Source organism: Streptomyces sp. NPDC102406 (assembly GCF_044765725.1).
In the GTDB taxonomy this organism is placed as follows: Bacteria; Actinomycetota; Actinomycetes; order Streptomycetales; family Streptomycetaceae; genus Streptomyces.
The window spans coordinates 1,768,919-1,787,557 of record NZ_JBIWKP010000001.1; the positions used below are offsets into that span (position 1 = coordinate 1,768,919).

Here is an 18,639-nt window from a genome sequence, read left to right on the forward strand (position 1 = left end):
GCGGATCCTCCCCTCACTGTGCGGCTCGACGGGATGCGAGAGCGTACCAGCGTTCCGTACGACGTCTCGAAGGTCGTACGGGATTTCGCATCCGGCGGAGGAAAGGGTTCCGGAGAGTGGAATCGCGCGCAAGAGGAGCGACGGAAAGAGCCCCGGCCGAGCCGCGGCCGGCCTCAGTCCCGCAGCGCCGCCGCCATCATGGCCCGCGCGACGGGCGCCGCGAGACCGTTGCCGCTGACCTCCGAGCGCGCCGCGTCGGACTGCTCCACGACCACGGCCACCGCGACCTCCTTGCCCGACGTGTCGTCCTTCGCGTACGAGGTGAACCAGGCGTAGGGGGTCTGGCTGTTGTTCTCGCCGTGCTGCGCCGTGCCCGTCTTGCCGCCCACGGTCGCCCCGGAGATCTGCGCGTTGGTGCCCGTGCCCTTCGCCACCACGGTCTCCATCGCCGACCGGAGCTGCGACGCCGTCGACTCGCTGACGACCCGCTCGGTGTCGGAGTCCGGATAGCTCCTGACCGCGTCGCCGTCGGCGTTGGTCACCTCGGACACCATGTGCGGCGCGGCCTGCTCACCGCCGTTGGCGAGCGTCGCGGAGACCATCGCCATCTGGAGCGGTGTGGCCGTCACGTCGAACTGGCCGATGGCGGAGAGCGCGGTCTGGGCCTTGTCCATGCCGGTGGGGTAGACGCTCTCGGCGGCGCGGACGGGCACGTCCCGCTTCTTGTCGTCGAAGCCGAACCTGTCGGCCATCGCCCGGATCTTGTCCTGCCCGAGGTCGACGGCGATCTTGCCGAACACGTTGTTGCAGGAGTACTGGAGAGCCGTGCGGAGGGAGGCGTTCTCGCAGGGCGCGCTCACGCTCTCGTTCTTCAGGTACGTGCTGGTCCCGGGGAGCAGGTAGGGGTTGGGGGAGTCGGTCCTCTCGTCGACCGACGCGTACAGCCCGTTCTCCAGGGCGGCGGCGGCGACCACCAGCTTGAACGTGGAGCCCGGCGGCAGCGCCTGCTTCAGGGCCCGGTTCAGGGTGGGCACGTCCTTGTCGGCCGAAAGTTCCTGCCACGCCTTCGCGTCGGCCGCGCCCGAACCGCTGATCTTCGACGGGTCGTACGACGGCGACGACACCATGCCGAGGATCTTCCCCGTCCTCGGGTCGATCGCGACGGCGGCGCCCTTCTTGGAGCCGAGCGCCTCGGCGGCGGCCTTCTGCACGGCCGGGTCGATCGTCGTGATCACATCACCGGGGTCGGCGTGCTTGCCGGTGAGCGTGTCGACGGGGTTCGACAGCCTGCTGTCCGTGCCGTCGAGCACGTCCTGGTACAGCGCCTCCAACTGTGTCGAGCCGTACACCTGCGAGGTGAAGCCGGTGACCGCCGAGTAGAGGGAGCCGTCCTTGTAGGTCCGCCGGTACTTCAGGTCGCTGCCGCCACCTGTCCGCTCCGAGCCCGTCACCGCCTCTCCGCCCACGATGATGTCGCCGAGCGGATACGCGTACCGCGCGATCGTCTTCCGCCGGTTCTTGTCGTTGTCCGCGAGGGCCTGACCGTCGTAGAACTGCACCCATGTCGCCCTCACCAGCAGAGCGAGCACGAGCAGCAGACTGAAGACGGCGGCGCGCCTGATCGTCTTGTTCATCCCACAGACAGGACGAGCGGCTAGGAGCGAATCGTTCCGTTCGTGCCGCTTTTTCAGGAAGCTCTCATCCGGCGAGGAGGGGCGGCGCGGTCAGAGGCGGCGCGTGGCGAGCGTCAGCCGGTCCCGGGCGTCGAACAACGCGTCCTTGACCATCTGCTCGTGCGCGGGGGTGAGCCGGGCCACCGGCACCGAGCAGGAGATCGCGTCCCTGGCCGGTGTCCGGTAGGGAACGGCGACACCGAAGCAGCGCAGGCCGAGCGTGTTCTCCTCGCGGTCCACCGCGAAGCCCTGCTCCCGCACCGCGTGCAGCTCCTCGATCAGCTTCTCGCGGTCGGTGATCGTGTGCTCGGTCAGTGCGGGCAGCGTCTCCGGGAGCATCTTGCGGACCTGCTCGTCGGTGTGCGTGGCGAGCAGCGCCTTGCCGAGCGACGTGGAGTGCGCGGGCAGGCGCCGCCCCACGCGCGTGAAGGGCCGCAGGTAGTGCTGCGACTGGCGGGTGGCGAGGTAGACCACGTTCGTGCCGTCGAGCCGCGCCAGGTGGATGGTCTCCGTGGTGTCGTCGGAGAGCCGGTCGAGCGTGGGCCGTGCCGCGGCCACCACCTCGTCGCCGTCGATGTACGACGTCCCGACGAGCAGGGCCCGCACCCCGATCCCGTACCGCGTGCCGGTCGCGTCCGTCTCCACCCAGCCGAGTTCGACGAGCGTGCGCAGGAGCATGTAGAGGCTCGACTTGGGGTACCCGACGGCCTCCTGGACCGCCGCGAGGGAGTGCATGCCGGGGCGTCCGGCGAAGTATTCGAGCAGTTCGACCGTGCGGACCGCCGATTTGACCTGTGCGCCACCCGTTGCGGCGCCCGCAACGGCCCCCGTCTCGCCAGCCGACATCGCCCTTGACCCCTTCGTTCGACGAGAAATAGTCTCCATAGAGTTCACCATCAGAGACAGCGTTCAGTATATCGAACGACTCTCGCGGCTCGTCCGCCGAGCCGGGAGAAAAGCCGGAGGATTTGCCGTGGCAGCAGCACCAGTCTGGAGTGTCGACCCCCGAACCGGGAAGCAGCGGGAGCAGGTCGCGGTCGAGGCCACGGCCCATGAGGTGGACCAAGCGGTCCGCGCCGCCCATGAGGCCCTGCCCGCCCTCGCCGACCGCACCGTCCGCGCGGCCTTCCTGCGCACCGCGGCCGATCTGCTCGACGAGGCCAAGGACCACCTGGTCGAGGCCGCCGACGCGGAGACCGCACTCGGCCCGGTCCGGCTCAGCGGGGAACTCGCCCGCACCAGCTACCAGCTCCGGGCGTTCGCCGGGATCGTCGACGAGGGCGCCTTCCTCGGCGTCGTCATCGACCACCCCGACGACACCGCGACCCCGCCCATCCCCGACCTGCGCCGCTACAAGATCCCGCTGGGCGTCGTCGCCGTCTACTCGGCGTCGAACTTCCCCTTCGCCTTCTCGGTGCCCGGCGGCGACACCGCGAGCGCGCTCGCCGCGGGCTGCCCCGTCGTCGTCAAGTCGCACCCCGACCACCCCGCCACCTCCGAGCTGGTCGCCTCCGTCATCCGCCGGGCCGCCGCCCGGCACGGCATCCCGGAGGGCGTGCTCGGCCTCGTGCACGGTTTCGAGGCCGGTGTCGAGCTGGTCAAGCACCCGCTGATCGCAGCCGCCGGATTCACCGGTTCCGTACGCGGCGGACGCGCCCTGTTCGACGCGGCGGCGGCCCGCCCGGTGCCGATCCCCTTCCACGGCGAGCTGGGCTCCCTCAACCCCGTCGTCATCACCGAGGCCGCCGCCGCCGAGCGCCCCGAGCAGATCGGTACGGGCCTCGCGGGCTCCATGACCCTGGGCGTCGGCCAGTTCTGCGTGAAGCCCGGCCTGGTCTTCGCGCCGAGCGGCGAGGCGGGCGACACCCTCGTCAAGTCCCTCACCGCCGCCGTCAGCTCCACCGCCGCCGGGGTCCTGCTCGACCACCGCATGCGGGACAACTTCGTCGCGGGCGTCGCCGAGCGGACGCAGCTCCCCGACGTGGACGCCCCCGTGACGCCCGGCGCGGGCGGCGAGCACACCGTCAGCCCCGGCTTCCTCACGGTCCCGGCCACGAAGCTCGCCGTCGAGGGCGGCCCCCACGACCTGCTCCTGGAGGAGTGCTTCGGCCCGGTCACGGTCGTCGCCCGGTACGAGACGGCGGACGAGATCACCGCCGTCCTCTCGCGCCTGCCCGGCAACCTCACGGCCACCGTCCAGCTCTCCACCGAGGAGGCGGCGGGCGAGGGCCGCGGCACCGAGATCCTCGCCGAGCTGACCCCGATCGCCGGCCGCGTCCTGGTCAACGGCTGGCCCACCGGCGTCGCGGTCGCCCCCGCCCAGCACCACGGCGGCCCCTACCCGGCCACCACCTCCACCTCCACCTCGGTCGGCGGCACCGCGATCGATCGCTGGCTGCGCCCGGTCTCGTACCAGACGACGCCCGAGGCCCTGCTGCCGCCGGAGCTGCGTGACGACAACCCGCTGGGTCTGCCGCGCCGCTTCAACGGCCGCCTGGAGAACTGAGACCCATGGAGAACGCGGACCTGCGCATCCCCGAACTGCCCTTCGCGCTCCGCGCCCACGGCCCCGACGGGCACTGGGCCTACGCGGACGGCGTGCTCACCGGCCGGGCGGGCGCCCGCCAGGACCGTTTCGTGCCCCCGGCGGGCGACGCGCTCGAACCCGCCTCCGACGCGCCGCGCCTGCTCGGCACGGCGCCCGAGGGCGACTTCCAGCTCGTCGCCCGCGTGAGCGTCGGGTTCGCGGCGGCGTTCGACGCGGGCGTCCTCTACCTCCACGTGGGGGAGCGGGAGTGGGCCAAGCTCTGCTACGAGCGCTCCCCGGACGAGCCCACGATCTGCACGGTCGTCACGCGCGGCCACTCCGACGACGCGAACTCCTTCGTGGTCCCCGGCGCCACGGTGTGGCTGCGGATCACCCGCACCGGCTCCGCCTTCGCCTTCCACGCCTCCACCGACGGCGAGACGTGGACGTTCGTCCGCGTCTTCGCGCTCGGCGACGAGAAGTCCGCGGCGGCGGCCCAGGTCGGCTTCCTCGCGCAGTCGCCGACGGGCAAGGGGTGCGACGTCACCTTCGACCGCATCGAGCTGCGGTCCGGGGCGCCGGGGGACCTGCGGGACGGGAATTAGCCACCGGCCCGAGCGGTTGACGTACGGCGCAGGGCACCCCCTGCGCCGTACGTATCCACTGGAGCGAGAGACCCCATGCGCGTCGAGATCTGGACCGACATCAACTGCCCGTTCTGCTACCTCGGCAAAGCCCGGTTCGAGCAGGCCCTCGACGCCTTCCCGCACAAGGACCAGGTCGAGGTCGTGCACCGCTCCTTCGAACTCGACCCGGCCGTCGCCAAGGGCGACACAGGCCTCGTCGTCCCGCGCATCGCCGAGAAGTACGGCATCAGCGAGGCGCAGGCCGCGGCCAACGAGCGGGGCCTCGGAGCGCAGGCCCAGGCGCTCGGCCTGCCCTACCTCACCGAGGGCCGCGACTACGGCAACAGCTTCGACCTGCACCGCCTGCTCCACCTCGCCAAGGACAAGGGGGTCCAGGACGCCCTGGTCGACGCCCTGTACCGCGGCAACTTCGCCGAGGACGGCTCCGTCTTCGCCGACGAGGAGCACGTGGTGCGGCTGGCTGTGGCGGCCGGTCTCGACGAGGCCGACGTCCGCGCCGTGCTCGCCGACCCGGACGCCTACGCCGACGCGGTGCGCGCCGACGAGCGCGAGGCCGCCGAGCTGGGCGCGACCGGCGTGCCGTTCTTCGTGCTCGACCGCACCTACGGCGTCTCCGGCGCCCAGCCCGCCGAGGTCTTCACCCAGGCCCTCACCCAGGCGTGGGACAACCGCTCGCCGCTCACCGTGATCGACAGCGCCGGTGACGCCGACGCCTGCGGCCCCGACGGCTGCGCGGTCCCCCAGGCCTGACCGGCCCCACCGATCAGCACGGATAAGCACCTCTTAGAGGTAACGCGTAAAAATCCGCGATGGACGGGGAGTTGGCGGCGCGGCACAGTGAGGCCATGGAGATTATCGGTGAGCACCCGCCCGTCGCCCCCGCCCTGGACCTCGACCTCGTCCGCGCCCAGTACGCACCGGCCACCACCTACCTGAACACCGCCAGCGTGGGGCTGCTGCCCGCGCGGGCCGTGGACGCGATGCGCGAGGCGCTCGTCGGCATGGCGCAGGGCCGCCCGAGCGACTCCCTCTTCGCGGACGTCGAGGAGGCCCGCGCCTCCTTCGCCCGGCTCGCGGGGGTCCCGGTGGCCCGGGTGGCGACGGGCTCGGCCGTCGCCGTGTACACCGGACTGATCGCCGCCTCGCTGCCCGCAGGCGCCGAAGTCCTCACGGCCGAGGGCGAGTTCAGCTCCACGGTCAACCCCTTCCACGTCCGCGGGGACCTCAAGGTCCGCACCGTTCCGCTGGACGCGCTCGCCGAGGCCGTCCGCCCCGGCACCGCCCTGGTCGCCGTGAGCGCGGTCCAGTCCGCGGACGGGCGGGTGGCGGACCTGACGGCCCTGCGCGCCGCCACCCGCGCCCACGGTGCCCGCCTCTACGTCGACGCCTCGCAGGCGGCGGGCTGGTTCCCGCTCGACGCGTACGCGGCCCACGCCGACTACCTCGCCACCGTCGCCTTCAAATGGCTGACCTGCCCGCGCGGCGCCGTCTTCTTCGTCGGCCCCGAGGACCCGGACGAGCTGACGCCCATCTTCGGCGGCTGGGTCGCGGGGGAGAAGCCCTGGGACAGTTGCTACGGGCCCGTCACCGAACTGGCCCACTCCGCCCGCCGGTTCGACGAGTCGCCCGGCCTCATCGCGTACACCGGGGCACGACACTCCCTCGCCGTGATCGAGGAGCTGGGCCCTGCCGCCGTCCGCGCCCACGACCTGGCCCTCGCCGACCGCTTCCGCGCAGGGCTCGCGGCCCTCGGGCGCGAGCCGATCCCCTCCCCGGACTCGGCCATCGTCTCGGTCCCCGAACTCGGGTCGCTGCAAGCGGATCTGCACGCCGCCGGGATCGAGGTGTCCGACAGGGCGGGCAACTTGCGCGCCTCCTTCCACCTCTACAACACGGCCGAGGACGTCGACCGCCTCCTGGAGGCACTGTCCCGCTGAACGCGTCCCGCCCCCGCCCGGACAAGCCCGCGCGCCGGTACATCTGGCGCGCGGGCCCGCCGGACGCTAGGAAGGCACTACGAGGTGGTGGTGCCGGTGGCCCGCAAGGACGGGACAGGACCTACGGCCGACGCCGAGCTGCACCAGCGGCTCGTCCACGGCGACGAGACCGCGCTCACCGAGGCGTACGACACCTACGGCGGGCTCGTCCGCGCCGTCGCCGTCCGGGTGACCCGTCGGACGGGCTCCGCCGACGACGTGGCGCAGGAGGTCTTCGCCCACCTCTGGGCGCGGCCCTACGCCTACGACGCGCGCCGCGGCTCCCTGCGCACCTGGCTCACCATGCTGGCGCACCGCCGCGCCGTGGACTGGGTGCGCGGCGAGGCCCGCCACCGCAAGGCGGTCGCCGCGGACGACGAGGTGCTGCACGCCATCCCGGCCCGGGAACCCGGCCCCGACGAACGGGTCGTGGACCGCGAACGCGCCCTCCTGCTCCACTCCGCCCTCGCCGAACTCCCGCTGCCCCAGAGGCAGGTGGTCCACTTGGCGTACTTCGCGGGACGGACGTACCGTCAGGCGGCGGCGGAACTCGGGATCCCCGAGGGCACCGCGAAGACCCGGCTGCGCACGGCCCTGCACCGGCTGGCCGAGACCCTCGCGGACCCACCCGAGCCGCCCGGGGAAAGGAGCGCGTGATGAGCACCGACGCGTACGACCACGCGGCGATCTGTGCACTCCTCGGCGCCTGGGCCGTAGGCGCTCTCCCACCCTCCGAACAGCACATCGTGCCCGACCACGTGGCGCACTGCGCCCCGTGCGCCGCGGAGGCGGAACGGCTCCGCGAGACGGTACGCCTCCTGGACGGCCCACCCGCCGGGGACACCGCCCCGCCCGCCCCCGCCCCACCGGACGGCGTCCTGGCCCGCGCCCTGGCCGCACGCCCCGCCGCGCCCCGCACCGCCCCGCACGCCCAGCCGTACGCCGCCGCCGTGGCCGCGCTCCAGGCCCTGCTGGCCGAACTCGACCCGGAGCCCGACGCCGCACCCGACCTCGCCGCCTGGCGGACCCCCGTGATCCACGACTGGACCGTCCAGGACACCGTCGCCCACCTCGTCGCCGCCGACGAACACCTCGCCGTCCACGTGGGCCTCCCCGCCTACGACCCGCCGGCCCCGCCCGCCTCCCCGGCGCCGCGGGACACCGGCTGGCGCACCGCCTGGGACACCCGCACCCAGCACGTCATCGCCCACGAACGCACCCGCTCCCCGCGGGCCACCCTCACCACCTGGCGCACCCAGGCGACCGCGCTGCTCGCCTGCCCGGCCGCCCACGACCCCGAACTCGCCGCGCGCGCCGCCACGCTGTTCGGCGTGCGGCTGCCCGTCGCCGACCACTTCCTGGTCCGCGCCTTCGAGACGTGGATCCACGCCGACGACATCGGCCGCGCCCTGGGCCACCCCGTCCCCGCGCCACCCGCCCCGCACCTGTGGCGCCTGGTCCGCCTCGGCGTCCGCCTCCTGGGCCTCGCGCTCGGCCCGGCGGCCGAGCCGGTCGCCCTCACCGTCACGGACGCCGACGGCGGCACGGAGTGGGTCCTCGGCGCCGAAGGAGCACCGGTACGCGCCGAACTCACCCTGGACGCCGTCGACTTCTGCCTCCTGATCGGCGGCCGGGTCACCCCGCGGACCGTCCCCAGGACCAGCCGCGGCGACGAGGCCACCGCGCGCACCGTCCTGGACCGGGCGGCCCGGCTCGCCTGGCTGTGAGTACACGAGTGGGGCGGGACCGTCGACCGGTCCCGCCCCACTCGTCCGCGTACGAAGACGCGGGTGTCCCTACGCGGACGTCACCGCACCGGGGTGAAGTCCCGTGCCCCGATGAACTCGGGGCGCCGCACCGGCGCCGCGAACGGCTCCACCGCCGTGTTCTCCACGCTGTTGAACACGATGAACACGTTCGAGCGCGGGTACGGGGTGATGTTGTCGCCCGAGCCGTGCATGGCGTTGCAGTCGAACCAGGTCGCCGAGCCGGCCTTGCCGGTGAACAGCTTGATGCCGTGGCTGTCGGCGAACTTGGTCAGCGCCTCGTCCGACGGCGTGCCCGCGTCCTGCATCTGGAGCGACTTCTTGTAGTTGTCCCTCGGCGTCTCACCGGCGCAGCCCAGGAACGTCTTGTGCGACCCCGGCATGATCATGAGGCCGCCGTTGGTGTCGTAGTTCTCCGTCAGCGCGATGGAGACGGACACCGTGCGCATGTTCGGCAGGCCGTCCTCGGCGTGCCAGGTCTCGAAGTCCGAGTGCCAGTAGAAGCCGCTGGCCCCGAAGCCGGGCTTGACGTTGATCCGCGACTGGTGGACGTAGACGTCCGAGCCGAGGATCTGCCGCGCCCGGCCCACGACGCGCTCGTCGCGCACCAGGTTCGCGAAGACCTCGCTGATCTTGTGCACCTCGAAGACGGAGCGCACGTCCTTCGACTTCGGCTCGACGATGGAACGCTCGTCGGCCTTGATCTCCGGGTCGGTGATCAGCCGGTTCAGCTCGGCCTGGTAGGTGCCGATCTCGTCCGGACCGAGCAGCTCGTCGATCGCGAGGAAGCCGTCCCGTTCGAAGGCCGCGAGATCCGTCTCACGGATCGGGCCCCGCGCCCCCGGCGGCGACCAGACGACCGGGTCGACGCGCGGGGTGGCCACCTCGGAGGTGCCGCGGGTCGGGTACAGATCGGCGATGCCGTGCTCCGCGGAGATGGCGGTCATGGGGATCAGGCCTCCTCGGGTTCGGTCAGCAGCGGGTAGACGCCGTTCTCGTCGTGGTCCTCCCGCCCGGTCACGGGCGGATTGAACACGCACACGCAGCGGAAGTCCGTCTTGGGCCGCAGCGTGTGGTGCTCGTGGCCGTTCAGGAGGTACATGGTGCCCGGCTCGATCCAGTGCTTCTCGCCGGTCTCCTCGTTGGTGAGCTCGGCCTCGCCCTCGACGCAGAGTACGGCCTCGATGTGGTTGGCGTACCACATCTTGGTCTCCGTACCCGCGTAGAGGATGGTCTCGTGCAGGGAGAAGCCGACCTTCTCCTTGGCGAGCACGATGCGCTTGCTCTCCCACGTGCCGGACGCCGATTTCACGTGCCGGTCGGTGTTCTCGATCTCCTTGAACGAACGGACAATCACGGTGTGTCGCTGCCTCTCTCTTCTACGTTCCTGAGGGGTGTCAGGCGGTCTCGCGCACGGCCCTGGTGAGCGTGCGCAGCCCCTCCTCCAGCTCCTCGGGCGTGATCGTCAGCGCCGGGAGGAGCTTGACGACCTCGCTCTGGGGGCCGGAGGTCTCGATCAGCAGGCCGAGTTCGAAGGCCCGCTTGGCGACCTTGTCGGCCCGCTCCTTGTCACGGAATTCCAGTCCCCACACCAGCCCGCGCCCGCGGTACTCCACGGTCTCGTCGCGGAACTCGTCGCGCAGCGCGCCGAGCGCCTCGTCGACCTGCTGGCCGCGGGAGAGCGTCTGCTTCTCCATGGCCGGGCCGTCGGTCCAGTACGTCTCCAGGGCGGCGGCGGCCGTCACGAACGCGGGGTTGTTGCCGCGGAACGTGCCGTTGTGCTCACCCGGCTCCCAGACGTCGAGCTCCGGCTTGAACAGGCACAGGGACATGGGGAGCCCGTACCCGCTGATGGACTTCGAAACGGTCACGATGTCCGGTGTGATGCCCGCCTCCTCGAAGGAGAAGAAGGCACCGGTGCGACCGCAGCCCATCTGGATGTCGTCGACGATGAGCAGCATGTCCCAGCGCTCGCACACCTCGGCGAGCTTGCGCAGCCACTCGGCGCGGGCCACGTTGATGCCGCCCTCGCCCTGCACCGTCTCGACGATCACGGCGGCGGGCTGGTTGAGGCCCGAGCCCTGGTCCTCCAGGAGCCGCTCGAACCAGATGAAGTCCGGGGTCCGCCCGTCCAGGTAGTTGTCGAACGGCATCGGGGTGCCGTGCACCAGCGGGATGCCCGCGCCGGCCCGCTTGAACGCGTTGCCGGTGACGGCGAGCGAACCGAGCGACATGCCGTGGAAGGCGTTGGTGAACGAGACGATCGACTCGCGGCCCTTGACCTTGCGGGCCAGCTTGAGCGCGGACTCCACGGCGTTGGTGCCCGTCGGGCCCGGGAACATGACCTTGTAGGGCAGGTCGCGCGGGCGCAGGATGATGTTCTGGAAGGACTCCAGGAAGTTGCGCTTGGCCGTCGTCGACATGTCGAGGCCGTGCGTGACGCCGTCGCGCTCCAGGTAGTCGATGAGCGCGCGTTTCAGCACCGGGTTGTTGTGCCCGTAGTTGAGCGAACCGGCGCCCGCGAAGAAGTCCAGGTACTCGTGGCCGTCCTCGTCGTACATGCGGCTGCCCTGGGCCCGGTCGAAGATGGTGGGCCAGCCTCGGCAGTAGCTGCGCACCTCCGACTCAAGGGTCTCGAAGACGCTCAGGTCCGGCTGGGTGATGGTCACAGCGAATGCTCCTCTTGGGAGGGGAGTTGAGGGGGGTTGGCTTGGGGGACGCCGGTCGGTCAGGCGGCCGGCGCGAGCGGACCGATGCGGTACAGCTCCTCGGGCAGGTGCCCGTCGTCGGGGAAGAGCCCGGCGTCGAACAGGACCCGACGCTCCACCTCCGCCCCGTGCCTGCGGGCGAAGGAGAGGAACAGCGCCTGGGACGCCGCGTTGTCCGGCGTGATGGTCGTCTCGACGGTGGTGACCTGCCGCGCCGCGGCCACCTTGGCGGTCAGCGCGTCGAGCAGTTCTCCGGCCAGACCGTGCCCGCGGTGTGCGTCGTCCACGGCGATCTGCCACACGACCAGGGTGCCCGGGCGCTCCGGCCGTATGTATCCGGTGACGAACCCGGCGACCTCACCGGTCTCGTCGCGAGCCACCGCCGAGGTGGTGGCGAAGTCGCGGCACCACAGCAGATAGCTGTAGGAGGAGTTGAGGTCGAGCACCTTCGAGTCACGTGCGATACGCCAGATCGCGGCGCCGTCGGCCACGCTGGGCTGATCGAGCTGGAATTGCGCTTGTGCGGCGGTCATGCGAATTGAATTTACCGAGCAATTTCTGGGATTGCATCTGGGCGAGGGGTTACGTACTGGGCTGATCTGTGTTATCGCGCGCAGGTGAGCCCGCGCACGAGCCCCTGACGAAATAGGGTGATTTGAGGTGGAAATAAGGGGCATAACGCTGCACTTGTGGAGTACGTCACAGCGTTGCGGCGGTCCCGGACGGCGTCCGGATTGCGTCATTTTCCGTTCTCGGAATCTTAGTGTTTACGTTCCGGAAAAGCGGGAAGAAGCAGTACGGGAAGCTACTCAGATAATTACCCGAAGAATGCTTGGAAGTAGTAGCAGAAGAAGAGTCGGAAGAAGAACTGCAAGCGGAAAAGAAAAGCGCCGCCCGGAAAGGGCGGCGCCACTGTGCGGAGGCGGAGCGGTTCAGACCCAGGCGCCGGCGACAGCCTTGCGCGCACCCTCCAGGTCCACCGTGAGCCCGGCCTCCGCGAGCGCCCCGCCGAGCGCGGCCAGCGAGGACTGCACGACCCCCCGCGTCGCCTGCGGACCGTAGTGGTTGACCCGGATCATCTCCTCGGCCAGCGCGCCACCACCCGCGACCAGCGGCAGCGCCGGGTCGACGGCGAGCGCCCGCGCCACCAGATCGCGGGCGTCGGTCCCGGCCGGGGCGCGCAGCGTCGTGGCGACCGGCGCGGCGTCCCGGGCCTCATGGACGTACGGCTCAAGTCCCCCGCCCAGAGCGAGAGTTCCGGCCCGGGTCGCCGCCGCGGCGCTCGCGTGACGGGCCATCAGGGAATCCAGGCCCTCACTCTCGATCCGCTCCACGCACGCCTCCAGCGCCAGCATCTCCAATTGCGCCGGAGCGTGCAGCAGCGCTTTCCTGCCCCCGTCGATCCAGCGCCGCTTCCAGTCCAGCAGCGACAGATAGGAATGGCGCGGCGCCCGCGGGTTGGCGGCCATCCGCTCCCAGGCCCGCGCGGACACCGACACGGCGGAGACCCCGGCCGGGCCACCCATCGCCTTCTGCGCGCCGATCACGCACAGGTCCACCCCCCACGCCCGCGGCAGCACCGGCTCCGCGGCGATCGACGCCACGGCGTCCAGGTAGAACAGCGCGCCGTGCTCCCGCACCACCTCGCCGATCTCGGCGACGGGGTTGGTGTTGCCGGTCGCGGCCTCCGCGTGCACCAGCGAGACGAAGTCGATCTCCGGGTGCTCGGCGAACGCCGCCCGCACCTGCTCGGCGGTGACCGCCGCGTGGAAGGGGACCGCCAGGTCGTGCACGGTGGCCCCGCAGTCCCGCAGCCAGTCGCCGAAGGTCTGCCCGTACGGGCCGGTGATCACATTGAGCGCGACGGTGCCGGGCCCCGCCGTCCCGCGGATCGCCCCCTCCAGCGGCAGCAGCGCCTCACCCTGCATGATCACGACGTCGTGGGACGGGGTCGAGACGTCCAGGAGACGGGCCACACGGTCCTCGACGGCGGCGAAGTGCCCGGCGCTCAGGGGGGCCAGATCGAGAAACGGATGCGTCACGGTGGTGCTCTCTTCGCTCACGGGTTCGGACGGGATGCCGCTGTCGAGCGTACCCACCCCCCTCATAGGCTTCGTGCATGAGTGAGCTGAGCCAGCCGGGAGCGCTGCACGTGAGGGGGAGGGTCCTGGCCGGGCCCGAGGACGTGCGCGACGAACTGTGGGTGATCGACGGCCGGATCACCTACGACCGCCCCGTCACCCCGCGTCCGGACATGACGACCGTCGACGGCTGGGTCCTGCCCGGACTCGTCGACGCGCACTGCCATGTCGGCCTCGACGCCCACGGCCCGGTCCCCGCCGAGACCGCCGAGAAGCAGGCCCTGACCGACCGCGACCGCGGCACCCTGCTGCTGCGCGACGCGGGCTCGCCCTCCGACACCCGCTGGATCGACGACCGCGAGGACCTGCCGAAGATCATCCGCGCGGGCCGGCACATCGCCCGCACCCGCCGCTACATCCGCAACTACGCCCACGAGATCGAACCCGAGGACCTCACCGCCTACGTCGCCCAGGAGGCCCGGCGCGGCGACGGCTGGGTCAAACTCGTCGGCGACTGGATAGACCGCTCCACCGGCGACCTCGGCGCCTGCTGGCCGCGCGACGCCGTCGAGGCCGCGATCGCCGAGGCCCACCGGCTCGGCGCCCGCGTCACCGCCCACTGCTTCGCCGAGGACTCGCTGCGCGACCTCGTCGAGGCGGGCATCGACTGCGTCGAGCACGCGACGGGCCTCACCGACGACCTGATCCCCCTCTTCGCGGAGCGCGGCGTCGCCATCGTGCCCACCCTGGTCAACATCGCCACGTTCCCGCAGCTCGCCCAGGGCGGCGAGAAGAAGTTCCCGCGCTGGTCGGCGCACATGCGGCGGCTGTACGAGCGCCGCTACGACACGGTCCGCTCGGCCTACGACGCGGGCGTCCCCGTCTACGTCGGCACGGACGCGGGCGGCTCGCTCGCCCACGGCCTCGTCGCGGGGGAGGTCGCCGAACTCGTCAAGGCGGGTATCCCGGCCGTCGACGCGCTCTCCGCCACGGCCTGGGGAGCCCGCGCCTGGCTCGGCCGCCCGGCCCTGGAGGAGGGCGCCCCGGCCGACCTCGTCGTGTACGAGGAGGACCCGCGCGAGGAGATCGGGGTGCTGGCGGCGCCGCGCAGGATCGTGCTGCGGGGCCACGTGGTGGGTTAGGTGCGGCAACGAGCAGTCTCGGGCGGGCCGGTTGACGCGCCGTTACCCGCGCGGCCGGGCGCTCGTTGCACATCACTCGCGTGCCCCGGCGCGAACGGTGAATCGGGGGACACCAGGGTGACGGCAGGGAACAACCGAGCCCCAAGATTCGAAGGCATGAGCGGAAACCCCCCTTTGGGGTGAACTGATCGCGGGTAGCCGCCCGTTCACCCTCAGTGCGTAAAGATTCCCTCATCGATGACCGGCCGACGCCGTCGGCGGCGCCGCGTGATGTCCCCATGCGCCGAGCCCCGACGGCCCCCGTGCCGTTCGTCCCCTGTCCCGTTCTGTCCTCTCTGGGGGTCCCACCAGCATGCCCAGCTCCACTGTCACCACCGCCCCGCGCACGCCCGCCCGCCGCATCGCCGTGATCGCCGTCGCGACCGTGCTCGCCGTCGGGCCCGCCGCGCTCGCGACCGCGGGCCCGGCCGCCGCGACGGGCGACCACGGCGGCAAGGCCGGTGCGGTCGTGCTCCGCACGGGCCTCGACGTCTCCCTGCTCAACAAGACCGTGAACGTCCCGCTGCGGGCCACGCTCAACGAGGTGCAGGCCCCCGCCGGCGCCGACAAGACCGCGCTGACCGTGCGGTTGGACGGGGTCGACGGCGGCCGGCCGATCAACGTGCTCCGCGCCGACGTGGCCACGGCGCGGGCGACCGCCGACGCCGACAAGGCGGAGGGCTTCACCCAGCTCGCCCACGCGAAGGTCCACGTCCCCGGCCTGCCGCTGCTCTCCCTGATCGAGGTCGACCAGGTCACCTCGAAGGCCCTGTGCGAAGCCGGGAAGAAGCCGGTCGCCACCTCGAACCTGCTGGGTTCCGTCACGGTCCTCGGCAAGAAGGTGACACTGACCACGGGCGGCACCACGGAGGTCAAGGTGCCGGGCGTCGGCGAGGTCTCCCTCGGCCTGTCCACCACCTCCACCACCTCCACGACGGCCGCCGCCTCCGCGCTCCGGCTCAAGGTCGCAGTCAACCCGCTGAAGCTGAACGTCGCCGAGGTCGACGGCGAGGTCACCCTGGCCGAAGCCACCTGCCAGACCCCGAAGGCGGCCCCGGCGCCCGCCGCGCCCGAACCGGCCGACGAGGTGGAACCGCAGGGCGCCAAGGCGGACCGCCCGGTCGCCACCGCCACCGAGCCCGATCTGGCGGAGACGGGCGGCAACACGGCGACGCCCTACATCGCGGGTGGCGCGATCGCCCTTCTCGTCGCAGGAGGCGCAGCAGTAGCCATGACCCGCCGCGCCCGCTCACGCGCGTAGCGGCGACCCCGGGAGGGGGGATCAGGGGGGATCAGGGGGGAAGGAAGGGGCGTCGCCGGGGGAGGCGGCGCCCCTTCAGACGGCTGCCTCCAGTACCTCCCGCAAGGCCGCCACGAACCGCGCGCCGGTGGCCCGGTCCCGTACGGCGACCCGCACCCAGTCCGGCCCGAGCCCTGGAAACGTATCGCCGCGCCGCACGGCGAAACCGCTCTCCCGCAACCGCTCCCGCACCCCCTCCGCGCCCGGCACCCGGACGAGCAGGAACGGCCCCTGCGCGGGCCCCGCCACGACCACCCCGAACCCGGCCAACTCCCGTAGCAGACGCACCAGATGCTCCCGGTCCCCGGCCACCGCCACCGCCGCGTCCGCCGCCTCCGCGACCCCCCGATCCGACACACAGGCCTGCGCGGCCACCAGCGCCGGCGACGACACGGGCCACAACGGCTGCGCCCGCTCCAGCTCCGCCACCACCCGCGGCTCGGCCAGCACGTACCCGATCCGCAACCCGGCCAGCCCCCACGTCTTCGTCAGGCTCCGCAGCACCACCAGACCCGGCACGTCCGTCCGCCCGGCCAGCGACTCCCGCTCGCCCGGCACCGCGTCCATGAACGCCTCGTCTACCACGAGCACCCGCCCCGGCCGCGCCAGCCGGACGATCTCCTCAGCGGGATGCAACACGGACGTCGGGTTCGTCGGGTTGCCGACCACCACCAGATCCGCGTCGTCCGGCACCAGTGCGGCATCCAGCCGGAACCCGTCCGCCTCCCGCAACAGCACCCGCCCCACCGCGTGCCCGGCGTCCGCCAGCGCCGCCTCCGGCTCCGTGAACTGCGGATGCACCACCACCGGCCGCCGCACCCTGAGCGCCCGCGCCAGCAGGACGAACGCCTCCGCCGCCCCGGCCGTGAGCAGGACCCGCTCCACCGGCACCCCGTGCCGCGCCGCCACCGCCGCGCGAGCCGCCCGCCCGTCCGGATACGCCGCGAGCCCCTCCAGCGACGCGGCGACACACTCCCGCAGCCACGAAGGCGGCGTACCGGTACGGACGTTCACCGCGAGGTCCGTCAACTTCTCCCCGTCGTCCCGCACTTCGGCGTCCCCGTGATGCCGCAGATCGGGCCCGCCACCCCCCGCGACCGACGGGCCGCCCGGGAACGCCCCGCGCAGCACCTCCACCCCCGGATGCGCGTCGGCCCAGCCCGACACCTGCGCCCAGCACAGGTCGGACACCGAGACCGGCGCCTCGTACGGCAGCACGACCACCCGCCGCGCCCCGAGCGCCGCGCACCGGTCGAGCCCCGACGGCACATCGGGGGCCGCGCCCGACACGAAGGCCGGCTCGACCCCGGCGAGCCCGCTGCCTTCCCACAACAACCGCCCTGCGGCGGCGAGTTCGGCATTGGCCGCGGGATCGGCCGAGCCCCGCCCCACGAGCAGGACCATCACGTCGGCGCGGCGGCGTGCCGTGCCCAGGACGTCATCGAGCCGCTGCTCCAGGGCGGCGAGCAGAGCCGGGGGAGGGGTGAGCACGGAACTGACTCCTTGCGGGGAACGTACGGAACGAAGGACGACGAGAAAGAAAAGCGGGACGGGAAGGGGAAAGGCGGGCGCGGAGAGCACGGTGCGGAGAACGGACGGACGGCCCCCGCCTACCCCGCCCGGGCCACCGCACAAGTCACCCGCCCGGGCGCCCCACCCGCCCCCACCGACACCCGCTTGGGCACCAGCAGCTCACCCCCGCCGGCGAGCGCGGCGGCCTCGGCGACCGACGGCGTACCCGCCGCCGCGCGCACCCGCTCCGAGGGACGCGGCACGGGTACGGTGGCGAGGAGCCCCGCACCGTACGTCACCAGCGGCACCCCGAGCGCACCGGCCGCCGCCACGATCCCCGGCTCGCGTCCCTTCGCGTCGACGGTCGCGAGCGCCACCACGTCGCCGGGGCAGGACCCCGCCTCCGCCAGGACGGCCCGGACGAGCGCGAGCACCTCCCCGGCCGCCGCCCCGGCGCGGGCCCCGACCCCGACGATGACACCGCCGGGCCGGTGTCGGATGTGCGCCGTGGGTGCCGGATGGGTTAGCAAGGGCCCATGGCGGTGTTCGTGGCGCTCGGCGCCTTTGTGATGACCTTGGTCGGCGGCTGGACCGCGAGGAGGGTCACCGACCGGCGCCACCTGGTGCTCGGTCTCGCGGGTGGGCTGATGCTCGGCGTGGTCGGCCTCGACCTGCTGCCGGAGGCGCTGGACGCGACGGGCGGCCCGGTCTTCGGGGTGCCCGCCGCGCTGCTGCTGTTCGTGGCGGGGTTCCTCGCCGCCCACGTCCTGGAACATCTCCTCGCCCAGCGCCAGGCCGCCCACGGCGCCGCCGAGCACACGCACGGCCGGGCCCCCGAGGTCGGGCTCACGGCGGCCGGGGCGATGGTCGGGCACAGCATGATGGACGGCATCGCGATCGGCGCCGCGTTCCAGGTGGGCGGGGGGATGGGCGTCGCCGTGGCGCTCGCGGTGATCGCCCACGACTTCGCCGACGGCTTCAACACGTACACCATCACCCGCCTGTACGGGAACGCCCGCCGCAAGGCGACGACGATGCTCCTCGCCGACGCGGCGGCCCCTGTCGTGGGCGCCGCCTCCACGCTCCTGTTCACCATTCCGGAGCAATTGCTCGGCGGGTATCTCGGCTTCTTCGGCGGCGTGCTGCTCTACCTGGCCGCCGCCGAGATCCTGCCCGAGGCCCACCACGAGCACCCCGCCCGCTCGACCCTGCTGTGCACGGTCGCCGGAGCGGCGTTCATCTGGCTCGTGGTCGGCCTCGCCGGCTGA

18 protein-coding genes and 1 pseudogene are annotated in these 18,639 nt (G+C 72.4%); 9 read left to right on the forward strand and 10 right to left on the reverse strand.

What is annotated here, in order from left to right; all coding sequences use genetic code 11:
• Positions 1 to 173: 173 nt before the first annotated feature.
• Together ACIRF8_RS08110 and ACIRF8_RS08115 are read right to left on the reverse strand one after the other, a co-directional pair.
• On the reverse strand, positions 174 to 1,634 hold the full coding sequence (locus ACIRF8_RS08110) for a penicillin-binding transpeptidase domain-containing protein (protein ID WP_404212011.1): 1,461 nt from the start codon (positions 1,632 to 1,634) through the stop codon (positions 174 to 176).
• Positions 1,635 to 1,724: 90 nt separating this feature from the next.
• The gene (locus ACIRF8_RS08115; RefSeq protein WP_404212013.1) at positions 1,725 to 2,519 is read right to left on the reverse strand and encodes an IclR family transcriptional regulator; all 795 of its coding nucleotides are present in this window, start codon (positions 2,517 to 2,519) and stop codon (positions 1,725 to 1,727) included.
• A 127-nt stretch (positions 2,520 to 2,646) separates the two neighbouring features.
• On the opposite strand from ACIRF8_RS08115, the gene ACIRF8_RS08120 reads away from it, so the two are divergent.
• The 6 genes from ACIRF8_RS08120 (at position 2,647) to ACIRF8_RS08145 (ending at position 8,550) form a co-directional block, all read left to right on the forward strand.
• A complete protein-coding gene (locus ACIRF8_RS08120; protein WP_404212015.1) occupies positions 2,647 to 4,179 on the forward strand; it encodes an aldehyde dehydrogenase (NADP(+)) in 1,533 nt (510 codons plus the stop codon).
• A 5-nt stretch (positions 4,180 to 4,184) separates the two neighbouring features.
• Complete coding sequence (locus tag ACIRF8_RS08125) at positions 4,185 to 4,805, forward strand: DUF1349 domain-containing protein (RefSeq protein WP_404212017.1); 621 nt, start codon at positions 4,185 to 4,187, stop codon at positions 4,803 to 4,805.
• A gap of 75 nt (positions 4,806 to 4,880) precedes the next feature.
• Positions 4,881 to 5,597: a DsbA family oxidoreductase gene (locus ACIRF8_RS08130; RefSeq protein ID WP_404212019.1), complete on the forward strand. Its 717-nt coding sequence runs from the start codon at positions 4,881 to 4,883 to the stop codon at positions 5,595 to 5,597.
• Between the two features lie 59 nt (positions 5,598 to 5,656).
• A complete protein-coding gene (locus ACIRF8_RS08135) occupies positions 5,657 to 6,784 on the forward strand; it encodes an aminotransferase class V-fold PLP-dependent enzyme (RefSeq protein ID WP_404212021.1) in 1,128 nt (375 codons plus the stop codon).
• An 84-nt stretch (positions 6,785 to 6,868) separates the two neighbouring features.
• On the forward strand, positions 6,869 to 7,480 hold the full coding sequence (locus tag ACIRF8_RS08140) for a sigma-70 family RNA polymerase sigma factor (RefSeq protein WP_404212022.1): 612 nt from the start codon (positions 6,869 to 6,871) through the stop codon (positions 7,478 to 7,480).
• Entirely contained in the window at positions 7,480 to 8,550 is a 1,071-nt protein-coding gene (locus ACIRF8_RS08145; RefSeq protein WP_404212024.1) for a maleylpyruvate isomerase N-terminal domain-containing protein, read from the forward strand. The genes ACIRF8_RS08140 and ACIRF8_RS08145 overlap by 1 nt, the downstream gene beginning before the upstream one ends.
• Positions 8,551 to 8,630: 80 nt before the next feature.
• On the opposite strand, the gene thpD is transcribed toward ACIRF8_RS08145, so the two are convergent.
• The 5 genes from thpD to ACIRF8_RS08170 all read right to left on the reverse strand — a co-directional run bounded on the left by thpD (position 8,631) and on the right by ACIRF8_RS08170 (position 13,339).
• Positions 8,631 to 9,536, reverse strand: a complete 906-nt coding sequence (gene thpD / locus ACIRF8_RS08150; protein ID WP_404212026.1) for an ectoine hydroxylase — start codon at positions 9,534 to 9,536, stop codon at positions 8,631 to 8,633.
• A gap of 5 nt (positions 9,537 to 9,541) precedes the next feature.
• Positions 9,542 to 9,946 (reverse strand): ectoine synthase, encoded by a 405-nt coding sequence (locus tag ACIRF8_RS08155; RefSeq protein WP_404212028.1) that lies wholly within the window; start codon positions 9,944 to 9,946, stop codon positions 9,542 to 9,544.
• A gap of 40 nt (positions 9,947 to 9,986) precedes the next feature.
• A complete protein-coding gene (gene ectB, locus ACIRF8_RS08160) occupies positions 9,987 to 11,258 on the reverse strand; it encodes a diaminobutyrate--2-oxoglutarate transaminase (protein ID WP_404212030.1) in 1,272 nt (423 codons plus the stop codon).
• 59 nt (positions 11,259 to 11,317) lie between these two features.
• Complete coding sequence (gene ectA / locus ACIRF8_RS08165; RefSeq protein ID WP_404212032.1) at positions 11,318 to 11,830, reverse strand: diaminobutyrate acetyltransferase; 513 nt, start codon at positions 11,828 to 11,830, stop codon at positions 11,318 to 11,320.
• Between the two features lie 399 nt (positions 11,831 to 12,229).
• Positions 12,230 to 13,339 (reverse strand): pyridoxal-phosphate-dependent aminotransferase family protein, encoded by a 1,110-nt coding sequence (locus ACIRF8_RS08170; protein WP_404212355.1) that lies wholly within the window; start codon positions 13,337 to 13,339, stop codon positions 12,230 to 12,232.
• 77 nt (positions 13,340 to 13,416) lie between these two features.
• Between ACIRF8_RS08170 and ACIRF8_RS08175 the strand changes: the two genes are divergently transcribed.
• Entirely contained in the window at positions 13,417 to 14,520 is a 1,104-nt protein-coding gene (locus ACIRF8_RS08175) for an amidohydrolase family protein (RefSeq protein WP_404212034.1), read from the forward strand.
• Positions 14,521 to 14,872: 352 nt separating this feature from the next.
• Positions 14,873 to 15,820, forward strand: coding sequence for an SCO1860 family LAETG-anchored protein (locus ACIRF8_RS08180; RefSeq protein ID WP_404212036.1), 948 nt, complete (start codon positions 14,873 to 14,875; stop codon positions 15,818 to 15,820).
• A gap of 75 nt (positions 15,821 to 15,895) precedes the next feature.
• On the opposite strand, the gene cobC is transcribed toward ACIRF8_RS08180, so the two are convergent.
• From cobC to ACIRF8_RS08195, 3 genes and pseudogenes are all read right to left on the reverse strand, one after another.
• Positions 15,896 to 16,990 (reverse strand): Rv2231c family pyridoxal phosphate-dependent protein CobC, encoded by a 1,095-nt coding sequence (gene cobC, locus ACIRF8_RS08185; protein ID WP_404212357.1) that lies wholly within the window; start codon positions 16,988 to 16,990, stop codon positions 15,896 to 15,898.
• 87 nt (positions 16,991 to 17,077) lie between these two features.
• Positions 17,078 to 17,263, reverse strand: a pseudogene (locus ACIRF8_RS08190) (CbiX/SirB N-terminal domain-containing protein); the annotation flags it as partial.
• A 206-nt stretch (positions 17,264 to 17,469) separates the two neighbouring features.
• Positions 17,470 to 17,901 carry a cobalamin biosynthesis protein gene (locus tag ACIRF8_RS08195; RefSeq protein WP_404212038.1) on the reverse strand — a complete coding sequence of 144 codons (432 nt, stop codon included), beginning with the start codon at positions 17,899 to 17,901 and terminating at the stop codon, positions 17,470 to 17,472.
• A 6-nt stretch (positions 17,902 to 17,907) separates the two neighbouring features.
• Between ACIRF8_RS08195 and ACIRF8_RS08200 the strand changes: the two genes are divergently transcribed.
• Positions 17,908 to 18,639 carry a ZIP family metal transporter gene (locus tag ACIRF8_RS08200; RefSeq protein WP_404212040.1) on the forward strand — a complete coding sequence of 244 codons (732 nt, stop codon included), beginning with the start codon at positions 17,908 to 17,910 and terminating at the stop codon, positions 18,637 to 18,639.

Coding starts and splice junctions, on each gene's coding strand:
- ACIRF8_RS08200 (WP_404212040.1), top strand. CDS start 17,908: ATGGCGGTGTTCGTGGCGCTCGGCGCCTTTGTGATGACCTTGGTCGGC.
- ectA (WP_404212032.1), bottom strand. CDS start 11,830: ATGACCGCCGCACAAGCGCAATTCCAGCTCGATCAGCCCAGCGTGGCC.
- ACIRF8_RS08115 (WP_404212013.1), bottom strand. CDS start 2,519: ATGTCGGCTGGCGAGACGGGGGCCGTTGCGGGCGCCGCAACGGGTGGC.
- ACIRF8_RS08125 (WP_404212017.1), top strand. CDS start 4,185: ATGGAGAACGCGGACCTGCGCATCCCCGAACTGCCCTTCGCGCTCCGC.
- ACIRF8_RS08135 (WP_404212021.1), top strand. CDS start 5,657: ATGGACGGGGAGTTGGCGGCGCGGCACAGTGAGGCCATGGAGATTATC.
- ACIRF8_RS08175 (WP_404212034.1), top strand. CDS start 13,417: ATGAGTGAGCTGAGCCAGCCGGGAGCGCTGCACGTGAGGGGGAGGGTC.
- ACIRF8_RS08130 (WP_404212019.1), top strand. CDS start 4,881: ATGCGCGTCGAGATCTGGACCGACATCAACTGCCCGTTCTGCTACCTC.
- ACIRF8_RS08110 (WP_404212011.1), bottom strand. CDS start 1,634: ATGAACAAGACGATCAGGCGCGCCGCCGTCTTCAGTCTGCTGCTCGTG.
- ACIRF8_RS08145 (WP_404212024.1), top strand. CDS start 7,480: ATGAGCACCGACGCGTACGACCACGCGGCGATCTGTGCACTCCTCGGC.
- thpD (WP_404212026.1), bottom strand. CDS start 9,536: ATGACCGCCATCTCCGCGGAGCACGGCATCGCCGATCTGTACCCGACC.
- ACIRF8_RS08180 (WP_404212036.1), top strand. CDS start 14,873: ATGCCCAGCTCCACTGTCACCACCGCCCCGCGCACGCCCGCCCGCCGC.